This window comes from Hymenobacter sp. APR13 (genome assembly GCF_000737515.1).
Taxonomy (GTDB): domain Bacteria; phylum Bacteroidota; class Bacteroidia; order Cytophagales; family Hymenobacteraceae; genus Hymenobacter.
In genome coordinates, this window is sequence record NZ_CP006587.1 from 3,333,611 (window position 1) to 3,350,877 (window position 17,267).

At 56.4% G+C, this 17,267-nt stretch carries 11 protein-coding genes, 1 tRNA gene and 3 rRNA genes; 11 read left to right on the forward strand and 4 right to left on the reverse strand.

Annotation, left to right across the window (positions count from 1 at the left end; all coding sequences use genetic code 11):
• Positions 1-166: 166 nt before the first annotated feature.
• The 3 genes from N008_RS13915 to N008_RS13925 form a co-directional block, all read right to left on the reverse strand.
• Positions 167-877 (reverse strand): ClpP family protease, encoded by a 711-nt coding sequence (locus tag N008_RS13915; protein WP_044016820.1) that lies wholly within the window; start codon positions 875-877, stop codon positions 167-169.
• A 110-nt stretch (positions 878-987) separates the two neighbouring features.
• Positions 988-2,313 (reverse strand): trigger factor, encoded by a 1,326-nt coding sequence (gene tig, locus N008_RS13920; protein WP_044016821.1) that lies wholly within the window; start codon positions 2,311-2,313, stop codon positions 988-990.
• 122 nt (positions 2,314-2,435) lie between these two features.
• Positions 2,436-2,517, reverse strand: a tRNA-Leu gene (locus N008_RS13925).
• Between the two features lie 289 nt (positions 2,518-2,806).
• Between N008_RS13925 and N008_RS13930 the strand changes: the two genes are divergently transcribed.
• The 4 genes from N008_RS13930 to N008_RS13945 all read left to right on the forward strand — a co-directional run bounded on the left by N008_RS13930 (position 2,807) and on the right by N008_RS13945 (position 7,255).
• Positions 2,807-5,014 (forward strand): RelA/SpoT family protein, encoded by a 2,208-nt coding sequence (locus N008_RS13930; protein ID WP_044016823.1) that lies wholly within the window; start codon positions 2,807-2,809, stop codon positions 5,012-5,014.
• Between the two features lie 152 nt (positions 5,015-5,166).
• Positions 5,167-5,640, forward strand: a complete 474-nt coding sequence (locus N008_RS13935; protein WP_044016825.1) for a Fur family transcriptional regulator — start codon at positions 5,167-5,169, stop codon at positions 5,638-5,640.
• A complete protein-coding gene (locus N008_RS13940; RefSeq protein WP_044016827.1) occupies positions 5,637-5,984 on the forward strand; it encodes an STAS domain-containing protein in 348 nt (115 codons plus the stop codon). The genes N008_RS13935 and N008_RS13940 overlap by 4 nt, the downstream gene beginning before the upstream one ends.
• The gene (locus N008_RS13945; protein WP_044016829.1) at positions 5,984-7,255 is read left to right on the forward strand and encodes an adenylosuccinate synthase; all 1,272 of its coding nucleotides are present in this window, start codon (positions 5,984-5,986) and stop codon (positions 7,253-7,255) included. The genes N008_RS13940 and N008_RS13945 overlap by 1 nt, the downstream gene beginning before the upstream one ends.
• A gap of 324 nt (positions 7,256-7,579) precedes the next feature.
• Here N008_RS13945 and N008_RS23210 read toward each other — a convergent pair whose 3' ends face one another.
• Complete coding sequence (locus N008_RS23210; RefSeq protein WP_156109324.1) at positions 7,580-7,888, reverse strand: hypothetical protein; 309 nt, start codon at positions 7,886-7,888, stop codon at positions 7,580-7,582.
• 73 nt (positions 7,889-7,961) lie between these two features.
• Here N008_RS23210 and N008_RS13950 point away from each other — a divergent pair.
• From N008_RS13950 to N008_RS13980, 7 genes are all read left to right on the forward strand, one after another.
• A 16S ribosomal RNA gene (locus N008_RS13950) occupies positions 7,962-9,474 on the forward strand.
• A 245-nt stretch (positions 9,475-9,719) separates the two neighbouring features.
• A 23S ribosomal RNA gene (locus N008_RS13955) occupies positions 9,720-12,634 on the forward strand.
• Positions 12,635-12,730: 96 nt separating this feature from the next.
• A 5S ribosomal RNA gene (rrf, locus tag N008_RS13960) occupies positions 12,731-12,842 on the forward strand.
• The 16S, 23S and 5S rRNA genes sit together here, the layout of an rRNA operon.
• A 205-nt stretch (positions 12,843-13,047) precedes the next feature.
• Positions 13,048-15,108: a BatA domain-containing protein gene (locus N008_RS13965; protein ID WP_044016831.1), complete on the forward strand. Its 2,061-nt coding sequence runs from the start codon at positions 13,048-13,050 to the stop codon at positions 15,106-15,108.
• Positions 15,109-15,152: 44 nt separating this feature from the next.
• Positions 15,153-15,677: a DUF4199 domain-containing protein gene (locus N008_RS13970; RefSeq protein WP_197062858.1), complete on the forward strand. Its 525-nt coding sequence runs from the start codon at positions 15,153-15,155 to the stop codon at positions 15,675-15,677.
• A 50-nt stretch (positions 15,678-15,727) separates the two neighbouring features.
• Positions 15,728-16,261: a DUF4199 domain-containing protein gene (locus tag N008_RS13975; protein ID WP_044016834.1), complete on the forward strand. Its 534-nt coding sequence runs from the start codon at positions 15,728-15,730 to the stop codon at positions 16,259-16,261.
• Positions 16,254-17,240, forward strand: coding sequence for a glycosyltransferase family 2 protein (locus N008_RS13980; RefSeq protein WP_052381554.1), 987 nt, complete (start codon positions 16,254-16,256; stop codon positions 17,238-17,240). The genes N008_RS13975 and N008_RS13980 overlap by 8 nt, the downstream gene beginning before the upstream one ends.
• Positions 17,241-17,267: the final 27 nt, after the last annotated feature.

Consider the following 17,267-nt stretch of genomic DNA (forward strand, 5'->3'; position numbering starts at 1 on the left):
CCAACTCAAAGGTACGAAAAGGCCAACGCCCTGCACGGCTAAAAAAGTGCCGGCAGTACTGGCTTCTATTTAAGCAAAAAGGTCCGCCGAAGCGGACCTTTTTGGGGTAGTAAGTTGGTAAAGAGCGTCATGTCGGGCGTGGCCAGGCTTGGCGCTTCTCGGCAGATTACTCGGCCTTCTTCTTTTCCAGCACCTCGTCAATCAGGCCGTACTCTTTGGCCTCATCGGCGCGCATCCAGTAGTCACGGTCGGAGTTGTCGTGGATTTCCTGGTAGGTTTTGCCGGTGTGCTCAGCCAGAATGTCGTACAGCTCCTTCTTGAGCTTGAGGATCTCGCGGGCCGTGATTTCGATATCCGACGACTGGCCTTGCGCGCCACCCGAAGGCTGGTGAATCATGACGCGGGCGTGGGGCAGAGCCGAACGCTTGTCTTTGGCGCCACCGGCCAGCAGTACGGCACCCATCGAGGCCGCCAGACCCGTGCAGATCGTGGCCACGTCGGGGTTCACGTACTGCATGGTGTCGTAGATGCCGAGGCCGGCATACACCGAGCCGCCGGGCGAGTTGATGTAGAGCAGAATGTCCTTCTTGGCATCTACCGACTCCAGAAACAGCATCTGCGCCGTCAGGATGTTGGCAATGTAGTCGTCAACGGCCGTGCCCAGGAACACAATCCGGTCCATGATCAGGCGCGAAAACACGTCGATTTCAGCGAAACGCGTGGGGCGCTCCTCAATTACCGAGCGGGTCATGCCGGTAGGCATGATCAGGCCGTTGCGGGTCTGGCCTTCTACGTGTTGGATATATTGGTCAACGCCCAGCCCGTTCAGGCCCTGGCCGTGAACGGCGAATTTGCGGAACTCTTTCTTATTCAGCATGGGAGAAAATGAGGGAGATGAAAGGAATCAAACGAAGTGCATGGACAACAAAAAAGCCCATACGGCAAGTAAGGGCTTTTTGTTGGTTCGAAAACCGAAAATGTCAGCGGTTAGCCGGCATTCTGATTGCGGAAGTCCTCGGCCGTAATCGGGTTGTCGTTAACAACAACTTTGCCGCGCAGGTTTTCCAGCACACGTTCTGCCAGAATGGCTTCATACTCGCTGATGTAGTTCTTGCCGTTCTCCTGACGCAGGTAGTTGTCAGCAAAGCCGCGCACCGACTCTTCCAGCTCCGGGGTCATTTCCATGTTAAACTGGCCCAGGATTTTCTGCATCGTGCGGTCTACGATTTCCTCGTTGGACACTTTCAGCTCCTGCTCTTCCACCACTTTGTTGCGGATCAGGCTCCACTTCAGCTCCTTCTCGTAGTCGTCGTAGTGCTCTTCGATCTGCTCGGCGGTCAGCTTGCCTTCATTGGCACGCAGCAGCCACTTCTTGAAGAACTCCTTCGGCAGCTCAATCGTGGTGTTTTCCAGCATCTTGTCGATGATCTGGCGGTTCAAGAGGTTGTCCGACTCCCGGTCGTAGTTCTCCTGCACCGTGCTGCGCACTTTCTCTTCGTACTCCTCTTTCGAGGTCACGATGTCTTTGCCGAACACCTTGTCGAACAGCTCCTGGTTGTGCTCAGGGGCGGCGCTACGGTTGATTTTGTCTACCGTCAGCGTGTATTCGCCTTCGGCGGCAGCGGCTTCGTCCTTGCTGAAGCCGGTGAAGTTGCGGATAGCGGTTTCGTCGCCAAAAGCCTCCTTCAGGTCGAACGTCACCACATCGCCCGACTTCACGCCAACAAATTTGTCAGCGCCGGTCTTCACTTTGTTGATGGGCAGCAGCACGGGACGGCCTTCGCCTTCCTCGCCGGCTTTGGCCAGCTTGCCGGTCAGGTAGTCGCCAGCTTCCGAAACCTCGGGCTCCGAGTTTTCGCCGAACTGACGGCCAATCTGCTCATACGTTTCGTTGAGGGTGTTTTCGTCGAGGTCAACCTTGTGGCGGTCAACGGAAACGCTCTGGTCGGCGGGCAGTTCGAAATCGGGCAGCAAACCTAGCTCGAACTGGAAAGCGTAGTCTTTCTGCGCGTCCAGGTCGATGTTGTTGGACATCGGCAGGGGCTCGCCCAGGATTTTGAGGTTGTTGTCTTTGATGTAGCCGTCAACCGCCTTGCCCAGCAACGCGTTGATTTCGTCGGCCAGGATGCCTTTGCCGTACATCTTGCGCACCAGCGTAGCCGGTACTTTGCCCGGGCGGAACCCTTTGATCTGCGCCTTCTTGCTGTAGTCCTTCAGCTTGGCATCCACCGCCGGAGCATAGTCAGCCTCCGTGAGGTTTACTGTCAGGATGGCATTCAGTTGGTCGTCTTTCTTGTCGAGGGTAATGTCCAAAACGAGGGTCGGTTAAGGGTACTACGGGTGTAAACAACGGGCAAAACCCGGTTAAAAAGAAACCCCCAACGGGTGGGTTGAGGGTTTGAGAAGCGGTTTGTAAAGTCAAAACCAGACTACTGTGCGGATGGAGGGACTCGAACCCACACGCCTTGCGGCACCAGATCCTAAGTCTGGCACGTCTACCAATTTCGCCACATCCGCGTCCGGAGGCCAACTGCCTCGGGGGCGCAAAGCTACGTAAGGCAATTGAAAATTCCAATGTAGCCGGCGCTTTAGCTTTCAGGCCAACTCTTTTACGCCGCGCGCCAAGCGGGCAGGGGTTGCCCGAAGGCAGTTTGGGCGGTGCCGGCCGCCGGCGTGCACCATCCGGGGCAGCGCGTTGTTGGAGAATAGGCAGCGGCCGGATTCTGTCCGGCGCAGGCCGAAGCTTGCGCTTCATCCCGTACTTTAGCACTTCCTGACCCTGGCGCCCTGGCGCCGCCCGTGTAGCATGGCCACCCTTATCGACCCCGAAATAGAGCGCCAGGAAATCCTGCGCCAATACCGCCGCCTCCTCCGCACGGCCAAGCCGTATCTGAAGGAAGGCGACGCCAAGCTGATCAAAAAAGCCTTCAATACGTCGCTGGAGGCTCACAAAGACATGCGCCGCAAGTCCGGCGAGCCCTACATTCTGCACCCGTTGGCCGTGGCCCAGATTGTGGTGGAGGAAATCGGGCTGGGCACCACCAGCATCGTGGCGGCGCTGCTGCACGACGTGGTAGAGGACACGCCCTGGGAAATTGCCGATGTCGAGCGGGAGTTCGGCGTCAAGGTGGCCCGCATCGTGGATGGCCTGACCAAGATTTCGGGCGTGTTCGAGTACGGCACGTCCGAGCAGGCCGAGAACTTCCGCAAGATGCTGCTCACACTCTCCGAAGACGTGCGCGTCATCCTCATCAAGCTCGCCGACCGCCTGCACAACATGCGGACCCTCGATTCGATGCCGCGCCACAAGCAGCTCAAGATTTCGTCGGAAACCATCTACCTCTACGCGCCGCTGGCTCACCGGCTGGGTCTCTACGCCATCAAGACGGAGCTGGAAGACCTGCACCTCAAGTATACAGACACGGAGGTGTATAACGAGCTGGTAAACCGCGTGCGTCAGAGCCGCAGTGCCCGCAACCGGTTTATCAAGGAGTTTGTGCAGCCGATTGACGAGGAGCTGTCGGCGCAGGGCTTCGCGTTTGAAATCAAGGGCCGCCCCAAAAGCATCTACTCTATCTTAAAGAAGATGCGCAAGCAGAACATCACCTTCGACGAGGTGTACGACCTGTTTGCCATCCGCGTGATTCTGGAGGTGCCGCAGGAGCAGGAGAAGGCCGCTTGCTGGCAGGTCTACAGCATCGTCACGGACTTCTATCAGCCCAACCCCGACCGCCTGCGCGACTGGGTGAGCACGCCCAAAGCCAACGGCTACGAAAGCCTGCATACCACCGTCATGAGCCGCTCGGGCCAGTGGGTGGAAGTGCAGATCCGGAGCCGCCGCATGGACGACATTGCCGAGAAAGGCTACGCCGCGCACTGGAAGTACAAGGAAACCGGCGCCATCCAGCCCGAGTCGACGCTGGAAGCCTGGATCAACAAGGTGCGCGAGATGCTCGAAACCAACAATTCCAGCGCCCTGGAATTCATGGACGAGTTCCGCCAGAACCTGTTCGTGAAGGAAGTCTACGCCTTCACGCCCAAAGGCAAGCTGGTGATTCTGCCCGACAAGGCCACGGCCCTCGATTTCGCCTTCGACATCCATACCCACATCGGCCTACAGTGCCTCGGAGCCAAAGTCAACCAGAAGCTGCAGCCGCTGAGCTACCAGCTCCGCAACGGCGACCAGGTCGAGATCCTGACCTCGCAGAAGCAAAAGCCCACCGAAGAATGGCTGCAGTACGTCATTACGTCCAAGGCCCGCTCCAAAATCAAGGACTGGCTCCGCGACGATAAGCGCGCCAAGGCCGAGGATGGCCGTTTCCTGGTAGAAAAGCGCTTGGAGTTGCTGGGCGTAGAGTTTTCACCCGAAAACCTGAACCGGCTGCTGGCACACTTCAACACCTATAGTGTGCAGGAGTTCTACTACCGCCTAGCCATTGGGCAGCTGGACGGCCGCGAAATCAAGGCCGACCTGTTCAGCGCGGCAATAGAAGCTCCGCGGCCACCGTCGATGCTGGAGCCCAAAGCCTTTGACCACGAAGTGCAGAAAGTGCGCGGCGTCAACGCCAACATGCTCGTCATCGGGGAGCAGACCGACAAGTTCGACTACAGCATTGCGCCCTGCTGCAACCCCATTCCCGGCGATGATGTGTTCGGCTTCGAGACGGAAGACGGCATCGTCATCCACCGCACCTCCTGCCCCAAAGCCGTGCAGATGATGTCCAACTACGGCAACCGCATCGTGCGCGCCAAATGGACCGATCAGCTGGAGCTGGCGTTCCTGGCCGGCATCCGCATCAAAGGCTCCGATAGGGTAGGGCTCGTGAACGATGTTACGCGCATCATTAGCAACAGCCTCAAGGTAAACATGCGCTCCATCACCATCGACTCCGACGACGGCATGTTCGAGGGCCAGATCATGGTGTTCGTCAACGATACCGCCCACCTGAACAAGCTCATCCAGCGCCTGTCGCGCGTAAACGGCGTGCTGGTAGTGCAGCGGTTCGATACGTAGGGGGTGTGTGGTTCTAAAAGGCTTTAGATAAATCCCGCAGTACAAAAGAGTATAAAACAAAAGGTGTTGCAGTGGCTTCTGGAGGCGGATAGGCGTGCTTCCGGGGCGTTGCCGTATCTTTGTTTCACTCCTTATATAATAGGTCGCCTAAAATGCTCGACAAAGAGAAGTACGAGGAAGTGAAAAAGATCTTCACTGCTTACCTCGAAAATAAAGGATTACGCAAAACGTCTGAGCGGTACGCCATTCTGGAGGAAATCTACTCGCGCACCGGTCACTTTGATGTGGAGGAGCTGTACGCCGGCATGAAAACCCAGGGCCTGCAGGTCAGCCGCGCTACCGTCTACAACACCCTGGATTTGCTGGTAGAGCACGGCTTGGTCAGTAAGCACCAGTTTGGCCGCAATCTGGCGCAGTACGAGAAAAGCTACGGCTACCGCCAGCACGACCACGTCATCTGTACCGAATGTCACAAGGTGGTTGAGTTCTGCGATCCGCGTATCCATGGCATCCAAACCATGGTCGGGGAGTTACTCAACTTCCATATCTTGCACCACTCTTTAAACCTATACGGCGTGTGCGGCGACTGCCGCGCCAAAGCCGCTGCCCGTTCCCAAGCTGAATGAAAACAGAATCCTCCGTCCAGGACGGCATCCTCTTCGTGCGCCTCTCCGGCGACCTGATCGGCAGCCCCGATACCCAGCAGCTGCTGCAATCCGTCGATCAGCAGCTCGGAGAAGAAGTGCGCCACTGCGCCATCGACCTCTCCGATGTTCGCTATATCAACAGCACCGGCATCGGTGTGCTGGTATCGTTGCTGACCAAGTTCCGCAGCCGTGGTGGCGAACTGGTGCTGATCAACCCAGCCGAACACCCCCGCAAAATGCTGGCGCTGACCAAGCTGAACGCCATTTTCTCCATTGCCGATGATGAACAATCGGCTGCTCAACAGTTAAAATCCGCAAACTAATGCCCGTTGATGTACTAGTAGGACTGCAGTGGGGTGACGAGGGCAAAGGCAAGATTGTCGATGTTCTGGCCCCCACCTACGACGTAGTAGCCCGCTTCCAGGGTGGCCCCAATGCCGGCCACACCCTCACTTTCGATGGTACCAAGCACGTATTGCACCAGGTGCCCTCCGGTATCTTCCACCCGCACATCATCAATGTAGTCGGCAACGGCGTCGTGCTCGATCCGGTGGTGTTCCGGCAGGAGCTGCAGAAGCTCACCGACCGGGGCGTTGACTGGGGCCAGAATCTCTACATTTCCCGCAAGGCGCAGCTCATCCTGCCCTCGCACCGCGCCCTCGACCGTATCAGCGAAGAAGCCCGCGGCGGCAGCAAGATCGGCTCCACCCTGAAGGGCATTGGCCCCACTTATCAGGATAAAATCGGCCGTACCGGCCTTCGCGTCGGCGACATTCTGCTTCCCGATTTCCAGCAGCGCTACCAGGAAGCCGTAGCTCGTCACACCACCCTCGCAGAATTCCACGGCCGCGGCCTCGAAATTGAAGAATTCGAGGCCGATTTCTTTTCCGCCGTTGACTTCCTGCGCACTCTGCAACTCACCGACACCGAATACCTGCTCAACGACCTGTTGCGCCAAGGCAAAAACGTGCTGGCCGAAGGTGCCCAGGGCTCCATGCTGGACATTGACTTCGGGACCTATCCCTACGTTACCTCTTCCAGCACCATTGTAGCCGGCGCTTGCACCGGCCTCGGTATCGCGCCGCGCCACATCAACAAGGTATACGGAATCAGCAAAGCCTACTGCACCCGCGTGGGCAGTGGCCCGTTCCCCACTGAGTTGCACGACGAAGTAGGAGAGCAGATCCGGCAGGCAGGTCGCGAGTTCGGCTCCACTACCGGACGCCCGCGCCGCTGCGGCTGGATCGATTTGCCGGCCCTGCGCTACAGCATCATGCTGAATGGCGTCACGGAAATCCACCTCATGAAGGCCGATGTGCTCGATGAGTTCGATGAAATCCGAGTATGCACGCACTACCAGCTCCCCAACGGCGAGCAGACAGACCATCTGCCTGACCACGGCGACCTGGCGCGTCTCACTCCTATATATAAGAGCCTGCCCGGCTGGCGCACTCACCTGCAGTCCATCACTGAGCCAGCCTCTTTACCACAGGAGCTGAAAAGCTACGTGAAGTTCCTCGAAGAGCATCTGGAAGTGCCGGTAAGCATCGTCAGCGTCGGGCCGGATCGAGTGAGCACACTGCACCTTTCCTAGCCATCGAACCCATACAAAAGCTGCGGCCACTCATTATACTTGAGTGGCCGCAGCTTTTGTATTAAAATGATAGTATGTAAAATATTGTTTGTCAGTATGATGCAAGATTCCAAAGGCCAAAGTTGACAGCAAGCCTTGTCTCATGCATACTCTTTCACCATCTTTGCACCCCCAAGTCAAACGGATGCGGGCAGGGTGCTGAAAAAAGATTTCTTCAGCACTTGCACATATCGAAAGAAGCATCTTACCTTTGCAGCCCGCTTCAACCGGAGGCGGCCACTGAGAAACAAGGCACAGAAAAACACGAAAATTTTTTCTTGCAAATCAGAAACCGCTTCTTACCTTTGCAGCCCGCTTCACAAGCAAGGGATAGCAAGAAAGAAAGGCCAGCGAAAAACACGAAAAGTTTTTCTTGCCGATTGCAAAAAGCTGCTTACCTTTGCAGCCCGCTTCACCCGGAAGGGGAAACGAGAGACAGCTTACCGACTCACTCGCTGAGTCACTGAGTTCAGCCAATTGGGCCGGACGCACGTTCTTTGAATGGATGGAAATGACAAATAGGTAAGCTTCGCGGCCGGCTTTTCTTCGGAAGGGCAGGCGCAACAAGCAAAGAAGCGTGACGGGTTTGGACAAGACACGTCAACAATACCGGGTCGGATCAGCACTTGACATCAGCCTATCTTCGGATAGGTGTAGAGAATTTCTTACAATGGAGAGTTTGATCCTGGCTCAGGATGAACGCTAGCGGCAGGCCTAATACATGCAAGTCGAACGGGTATAGCAATATACTAGTGGCGCACGGGTGCGTAACGCGTAACCAACCTGCCCTGAACTGGGGGATAGCCCGCCGAAAGGCGGATTAATACCGCATAACACTTCTCACTGGCATCAGTGGTTAGTTAAAGATTTATTGGTTCAGGATGGGGTTGCGTGACATTAGCTAGTTGGCGGGGTAACGGCCCACCAAGGCGACGATGTCTAGGGGACCTGAGAGGGTGATCCCCCACACTGGCACTGAGATACGGGCCAGACTCCTACGGGAGGCAGCAGTAGGGAATATTGGGCAATGGGCGAGAGCCTGACCCAGCCATGCCGCGTGCCGGATGAAGGCCTTCTGGGTTGTAAACGGCTTTTCTCAGGGAAGAAAAAGGTGATGCGTCACAAACTGACGGTACCTGAGGAATAAGCACCGGCTAACTCCGTGCCAGCAGCCGCGGTAATACGGAGGGTGCAAGCGTTGTCCGGATTTATTGGGTTTAAAGGGTGCGTAGGTGGCCCGTTAAGTCCGGGGTGAAAGCCCACAGCTCAACTGTGGAACTGCCCTGGATACTGGCGGGCTTGAGTCCAGACGAGGTTGGCGGAATGGAAGATGTAGCGGTGAAATGCATAGATATCTTCCAGAACCCCGATTGCGTAGGCAGCTGACTAGGCTGGTACTGACACTGAGGCACGAAAGCGTGGGGAGCGAACAGGATTAGATACCCTGGTAGTCCACGCCGTAAACGATGGATACTCGCTGGTGGCGATAGACAGTCACTGGCTTAGCGAAAGCGGTAAGTATCCCACCTGGGGAGTACGCTCGCAAGAGTGAAACTCAAAGGAATTGACGGGGGCCCGCACAAGTGGTGGAGCATGTGGTTTAATTCGATGATACGCGAGGAACCTTACCTAGGCTAGAATGCGCGTGACCGGTTCAGAGATGGACCTTTCCTTCGGGACACAAAGCAAGGTGCTGCATGGCCGTCGTCAGCTCGTGCCGTGAGGTGTTGGGTTAAGTCCCGCAACGAGCGCAACCCCTACATTTAGTTGCCATCAGGTTAAGCTGGGGACTCTAGATGGACTGCCTGCGCAAGCAGTGAGGAAGGCGGGGACGACGTCAGGTCATCATGGCCCTTACGCCTAGGGCTACACACGTGCTACAATGGACGGTACAGAGGGTCGCTACCTGGTGACAGGATGCCAATCTCACAAAGCCGTTCTCAGTTCGGATCGAAGTCTGCAACTCGACTTCGTGAAGCTGGAATCACTAGTAATCGCGTATCAGCAATGACGCGGTGAATACGTTCCCGGGCCTTGTACACACCGCCCGTCAAGCCATGGAAGTCTGGTAGACCTGAAGCTGGTGCTCCGCAACGAAGCCAGTTAGGGTAGAACAGGTAACTGGGGCTAAGTCGTAACAAGGTAGCCGTACCGGAAGGTGCGGCTGGATCACCTCCTTTCTGGAGCTATCCGACTCGGTTGACCACTCGGTCGCCAGTCCTCACGGTTCAATCCCGTTTGTCATTTCCTTCATTCAAGTTATATAGATACAGTACAGAAATGTCCTGCATCTACTTTTCCCCTCAATAGGAAGGGAAAACGTTCTTTGACGTAAGGCTAACAAGAGAGAAAAACCAAAGAAAGAAAGTGATTAACCGATGGTTAGTCACCCGAGCCCGTTCTTTACCGCAAGGTAGAGAACACAAGAGAAGTAAGTAAGGGCACACGGGGGATGCCTAGGCTCTCAGAGGCGATGAAGGACGCGATAAGCTGCGAAAAGCTGCGGGGATCGGCACATACGAGGTGATCCGCAGATGTCCGAATGGGGCAACCCCCCTACGTGAAGCGTAGGGATCTACAGCATTTAGCTGCTAGAGGCAAACCCGGGGAACTGAAACATCTAAGTACCCGGAGGAAAAGAAAATAACAATGATTCCCCAAGTAGTGGCGAGCGAACGGGGAGGAGCCCAAACCGGGTTGGTTACGGCCAGTCCGGGGTTGTAGGACCTCAACATCTGATTGTGGTATTTTAGCTGAATGACGTGGGAAAGTCAACCATAGACGGTGAGAGTCCGGTAAGCGAACTGATACTACACGGTAGAGGAATCCTGAGTAAGGCGGGACCAGCGAAATCCCGTCTGAATCCGGCGGTACCATCCGCCAAGGCTACATACTCCTGAGAGACCGATAGTGAACTAGTACCGTGAGGGAAAGGTGAAAAGAACCGGGAATACCGGAGTGAAAAGAACCTGAAACCGTGTGCTTACAAGCAGTTAGGGGGTCTTCGTGGCCTGATAGCGTGCCTTTTGCATAATGAGCCTACGAGTTACTCCTCTCTGGCAAGGTTAAATGTGTGAACACATGGAGCCGCAGCGAAAGCGAGTCTGAATAGGGCGCAGAGTCAGAGGGGGTAGACGCGAAACTTTGTGATCTACCCTTGGGCAGGTTGAAGGTTGGGTAACACCAACTGGAGGACCGAACCAGTTTCCGTTGAAAAGGATTTGGATGACCTGAGGGTAGGGGTGAAAGGCCAATCAAACTGAGAAATAGCTCGTACTCCCCGAAATGTATTTAGGTACAGCGTCGGCGTTGAGTTACGTGGAGGTAGAGCTACCGATAGGACTAGGGGGTGTCATAGCCTACCGAATCCTGACGAACTCCGAATGCCACGTAATATAGCCGGCAGTGAGGCTTGGGGTGCTAAGGTCCCAGGCCGAGAGGGAAAGAACCCAGACCATCTGCTAAGGTCCCTAAATTCGGACTAAGTTGAACAAAGGAGGTCCACTTGCTTTGACAGCCAGGAGGTTGGCTTGGAAGCAGCCATTCCTTTAAAGAGTGCGTAACAGCTCACTGGTCGAGCGAGAGGGCATCGATAATACGCGGGCATCAAGTCCGGTACCGAAGCAATGGATTTAGCTTTAAGTAGCTAAGTGGTAGGGGAGCATTCCAGCAGCGGAGAAGGTGTGTCGTCAGGCATGCTGGAGCGGCTGGAAAAGCAAATGTAGGCATGAGTAACGATAAAGGGGGTGAGAAACCCCCTCGCCGATAGACTAAGGTTTCCTGCTCAACGCTAATCGGAGCAGGGTTAGTCGGGACCTAAGGCTACGCCGAGAGGCTACGTCGATGGACAGCGGGTTGATATTCCCGCACCTAGGATTTGGAGTGATGCAGTGACGCAGAAGTGAAAGTACCGCGGGCGGACGGAAGTGCCCGTTAAAGTGCGTAGGTATAAGTCGGGTAGTTAAGTACGCCCTTCTTGCTGAACCATGATAGTACTCTACGGCCTCGGCCACGGAGATAGTGTACCTAATCAGACTGCCAAGAAAACCTGCTAAGCGTTTACTGAATTCTAGCCCGTACCGCAAACCGACACAGGTAGTCAAGGAGAGCATCCTGAGGCGCTCGAGTGAATCACGGCCAAGGAACTCGGCAAAATGGACCTGTAACTTCGGGAGAAGGGTCGCTTCCTCGTTGCAAGACGAGAAGCCGCAGTGAAAAGGCCCAGGCGACTGTTTAACAAAAACACATGACTTTGCGAACGCGCAAGCGGAAGTATAAGGTCTGACACCTGCCCGGTGCCGGAAGGTTAAGAGGGGAACTTAGTGGCGCAAGCTGCGAAGGTTTGAATCGAAGCCCCGGTAAACGGCGGCCGTAACTATAACGGTCCTAAGGTAGCGAAATTCCTTGTCGGGTAAGTTCCGACCTGCACGAATGGTGTAACGATCTGGGCGCTGTCTCAGCCGTGAGCTCGGTGAAATTGTAGTCTCGGTGAAGATGCCGAGTACCCGCCACGGGACGGAAAGACCCCGTGCACCTTTACTATAGGTTGACATTGACGCTGGGTAACACATGTGTAGCATAGGTGGGAGACGTTGAGCCAGGGCCGCTAGGTTTTGGGGAGTCGCCGTTGAAATACCACCCTTGTGTTGCTTGGTGCCTAATCTGGCAACGGAGACAGTGTCTGCTGGGTAGTTTGACTGGGGTGGTCGCCTCCAAAAGAGTATCGGAGGCTTTCAAAGGTCCGCTCAATCCGCTTGGTAACCGGATGTAGAGCGCAATAGCAGAAGCGGGCTTGACTGTGAGGCCTACAAGCCGAGCAGGGTCGAAAGACGGATATAGTGATCCGGTGGTTCCGCATGGAAGGGCCATCGCTCAAAGGATAAAAGGTACGCCGGGGATAACAGGCTGATCTCCCCCAAGAGCTCATATCGACGGGGAGGTTTGGCACCTCGATGTCGGCTCGTCACGTCCTGGGGCTGGAGAAGGTCCCAAGGGTTCGGCTGTTCGCCGATTAAAGTGGCACGCGAGCTGGGTTCAGAACGTCGTGAGACAGTTCGGTCCCTATCTGTGGTGGGCGTTGGAGATTTGACAGGACCTGACTTTAGTACGAGAGGACCGAGTTGGACCAGCCGCTCGTGCACCGGTTGTGACGCCAGTTGCAGCGCCGGGTAGCGACGCTGGGATGAGATAAGCGCTGAAAGCATCTAAGTGCGAAACTCACCTGAAGATGAGATCTCCTATATAGGAAGAGTCGTCGTAGACCACGACGTAGATAGGCGGTAGGTGTAGAGGCCGAAATGCCACAGCCGAGCCGTACTAAGGACTCGAACGCTTTGCTTGACAATGCTCGGAATTTGCTTCTTTAGTTTTCTCTTTTGTCCTTACGTCAACGGTTTTGTTGGCAGCTCGCCTTGAACACAGAGCTGCCGCCCCAGTAATGGTGGCTTTAGCCCGGGTGTTCACCTCTTCCCATTCCGAACAGAGTCGTTAAGCCCCGGAGCGCCTATGGTACTGCCTTCATCGGTGGGAGAGTCGGTCGCCGCCAACCTTACTGCATTGCCCGTTGCCCCCGTGCCGCCCCCTCCCGGGGCCTGGCGCGGGGGCAACGGCGTTTATAAGCGTTGCCCAGCATAGATGTAACATGCCAAAGGAGGTGCCAGATGCCTATATCGTAGGTTTATCGTGAGGTAAGGAACCGTAGTGCAGCTTGCTAAAGTTATTCTGGGTCTATCTTTAGGAAACTCTGGCAACCAATGAATTTTACTTATCCCTGGTTTTTACTGGGCTTGCTGTGTATCGCCATACCGGTGCTTATTCACCTGTTTGAGTTGAGGCGGCCCACACGCGTGTTGTTTACGAATCTGGGCTTCATTCGTGAGGTCCGGATTGTGACGGCTCGGCAGCGCAAAATCAAGTACTTGCTGGTGCTGATGGTACGAATTGGCTTCGTGGCTTTTTTGGTGCTGATGTTTGCGCAGCCGTTCATCCCGGCCCGGGTGGAGGCGCTGGATTCCAAGCAGTCTGCTCCGACGGTGTTACTGGATACTTCTCCAAGTATGCAGGCTGATGCGGAAGCTGGTAGCGTGTCCAGATTTGATAAGGCAGTTGATCAGGCGCGGGAATTGCCGACGGCCTTTCCGGCTAATGCCCGCTTTGCGCTCAATCAGAACCAAAATGCTCGGCTAACGCCGACTGCCTATCGTGTGGCTCTAGATCAACTAAGCGTTTCGGGCAGGGCTACAGGAGTAAAGGGTGCGCTGCAGCGCGTGGTAAAGCAGCCGGGTAGCAGTGCGAAGCAACTGTTTGTCTTTTCGGACTTTCAGAAGTCAGGATTTTCCGCGCTTAGTCTAGCCGACGTAGATTCAGCTGTGCAGGTAACCTTGGTGCCAGTAGGTGGCAGTAGCACGCGGAATGTTTTCGTGGACAGCTTGTGGCTGGAAGACGCCTTTGTGCGGCGTAATGCCGACATGGTGCTGCACATCCGGCTGCGCAATGGCGGAACGGAAGCAGTGGAAAATTGCCAGGTACGGCTATTCGTTGGCAACCGGCAGGCTACGACTTTTAACGCCACGGTACCCGTTCAAGCTCCTGTTACCATGACTGCCCGAGTGCGTCTGGATTCCGGCCAGGTGCAACAGTGTCGGGTAGAGTTGGACGATTTTCCGGTGGTGTTTGATAACACCTATTACTTCGCTTTGCAGGCCTCGCCTACCATACGCGTGCTGGAAGTGAAGGCGGGAGAGGGGCAGGCATTGCAACGCGTGTATGGCAATGAGCCGATGTTTGCGTACAGCCAGGCCACCTCTGCTCAGCTCAATTACGAGCAACTGGAGAAAGCCAACCTGCTGCTTGTGCAGGGTGTCGGCCGCATTGAGGCCGCTTTGCGCGAGAATATCCGGCGGGTGGTGCAGCGCGGCGGCTCAGTGGTAGTGGTGCCCCCAGCCGATCTGGCCGGGCGGGCTACCTATGACCAGTTGTTTCGGGAATTGGGCATAGGACCGGTGCAGTGGGAAACAGCCAAAGCGGCGTTGCGTGAAGTTGCTGTGCCCGACCGGCGCAATCCGTTCTTTCGGGAGGTATTTGGCGCGCAGAGCAGGCCGCCGGTGATGCCGAAAGTTGCGCCTGTGTTGCGCTGGTCCCGTTCGGGTACTGATATTCTGCGCACGCAGGATGGGGATGGGTTTCTCTCTGCGTTCAGCAGCGGCAAGGGGACGGTGTATTTATTTTCGACCCCGTTTGAGCAGAGTGCGACGGATTTTCTGCAGCATGCTCTGTTTGTGCCGGTGATGTACCGGCTGGCTATGCAGAGCTTTCGGAGTGAGCAGGCCTTGGCGTATCGGCTTAACCAGGGAAACGTGACGGTGGCTGTGGGCACTGATGGCGCACAACAGGGCGAGCAAGTCTATAAGCTTGTGAATGACAGCCTGACGTTTATTCCGGCCCAGCGGGTGCAGGAGGGCACGGTGCGGATGGAAGTGCCAGCAGGCATGCAGCAGCCCGGCTTTTACCGGCTCACGCGCAACGGCCAGACGATAGCGCAGCTGGCGTTCAACAACGACAAGCGGGAGTCGGAGTTGGCGGCCTATACAGCGGCTGAGCTGCGGCAGCTGGTGGGGCCTAACCGGCCCAATGTGCAGGTGTATGAAACCGGTCAGGGAATGTCGGTGGCGGCGCGTTACAAGGCGGAGCGGGTCGGGACGCCTTTGTGGCAGTATTGCCTGTGGGCCGCATTGGCCTGTTTGCTGGCGGAAGTGCTGCTGCTGCGCTTTATGGGCCGCCCCGTGGTGCCCGCTGATGTGCGGGTGGCGGCTTAGGTTGGGGGCGGTATCGTATCTTTCCGCTCTCATCTGTACTACTCTTGGAAAATACGCCTTCACACGCCAATCCGGTTTTGCGCACAGCGTTGCTGTGGGGCACAGCCGCCGGCCTGCTTTGCATCAGTTGGGTGCTGTTCCTGCACTTCACCCACAACAACGCCTACGGGCTCAAACGTACGCTTTCTGACTTCTTCACTCCCGTAGCGGCTATTGGCGGCCAGATTATTCTGCGCCGCTTCTACCCGCAGGGGCCGGGGCTGGGCAAGGCGGTGGGCGTCGGGTTGCTGACGACGCTGCTGACTGCCTTAATAGCCGCTACCGGCCTGTACGTGTATGCACAGCTGGCCGACCCTAGCCTTATGCATCAGCATCTGGCGGAAGCCCGGCAGCTGCTGGAAAACGCCCGGCGCATATACCTGGAAAACCCGAATGGCCGCCAGCAGTTCGAGGCCACGCTTCAGGGCCTGGCGCATACGCCGGCCGGTTTCGCGCAGGACGAGTTTCTGAAGAAGCTGCTATGGGGCGTGTTTTTGAGTATACCGGGCGGGATATTCCTGCGGAAATAGAATATTGCGGCCTGCTTTCCCTTCTTTCCACCTCCCTACCTCTTTCTGCTATGGAAAACACCGCTACCACCACCGAAACGCCGGTATCTGTTGGCATTCGCTACGGCTTGCTGTTTGGCGTCATCGGCATCATCGTAGACTTCGGCCTGAAAGTCACGGAACTTGCGTTTAAGTTTTCGGTGGCTATGCCCGTATCCATTCTGGTGTGGGTGGTGGGCATTATTCTGGCCCACCGCTACTTCAAGAGTCAGAACGGCGGCCTGATGACGTTTGGGCAGGGCGTGATGATTTCCATCGTGCTGGGCGCAATCAGTGCTATCCTGACGGGTACGTTCAACTACGTGTACATCAATTTCATCGATCCGGACTACGTAACGGCCATGCGGGCGGATATGGAAGCCTGGATGAGCAGTATGAACGTGCCGGAAGAACAGCTGGAAAAATCCCTGGCCGATATTTCGCAGGAAAAGCTGGGCTCTGTTCTGGGCATTGGGAAAGTAGTGCTGGGCGGCACCATTGGCGGGGCAGTGCTGGGGCTGATTATTTCCGCTTTTACCAAGCATAAACTTCCCGAGTTTGAGTAAGCGCACTTCGCATTCGTTTCCGGTGGAGTTGTCCATCGTTATTCCTTTGCTCAACGAGGCCGAGTCGCTGCCGGAGCTGACCCGCTGGATCAACCGCGTGTTGGCCCAGCACGGGCTCACCTACGAGGTGATTCTGGTAGACGACGGCTCGACGGACAACTCCTGGGACGTAATCGAGGAGCTGGCCGAAACCGACACTCACCTGCGCGGCATCCGCTTCAACCGCAACTACGGCAAGTCGGCGGCGCTGAACGTGGGCTTCAAGGAAACGACCGGCCGCGTCATCTGCACCATGGATGCCGACCTGCAGGACTCGCCGGAGGAGCTGCCCGACCTGTACCGCATGATTGCGCAAGACGGCTTCGAGCTGGTGAGCGGCTGGAAACGCAAGCGCTTCGACCCGCTCTCGAAAACCATTCCGACCAAGCTGTTCAACGGCGTTACGCGCTGGATTTCGGGCATTCAGCTCCACGACTTCAACTGCGGCCTCAAGGCCTACGACCACCGCGTGGTGCGCAGCATTGAGGTGTACGGCGAAATGCACCGCTACATCCCCGTAATTGCCAAATGGGCGGGCTTCCGAAAGATTGGCGAGAAGGTGGTGCAGCACCAGGAGCGCAAATACGGCACCACCAAGTTCGGGCTGGAGCGGTTCGTGTACGGCTTCCTCGACTTGCTGAGCATCACGTTCGTGAGTCGGTTCCGGCGGCGGCCCATGCACTTTTTCGGCACGATGGGCACGCTGTCGTTTGTGCTCGGGATGTTGATTACGCTGTGGCTGGTGGGCGAGAAGGTGTACCTGTCGTGGCATAATCTGGGAGCCCGCAACGTCACGGAACAGCCGCTGTTTTTCCTGGCCCTCACGGCCGTCACCATCGGGGCCATGCTGTTCCTGACGGGTTTCCTGGCCGAGCTGATTCAGCTGAACGGGCCCAACCGCAACGATTATCTGGTGCGGGATAAGGTGAATCTGAATTGACAACCTGACCGTCATGCGGAGGCGCAG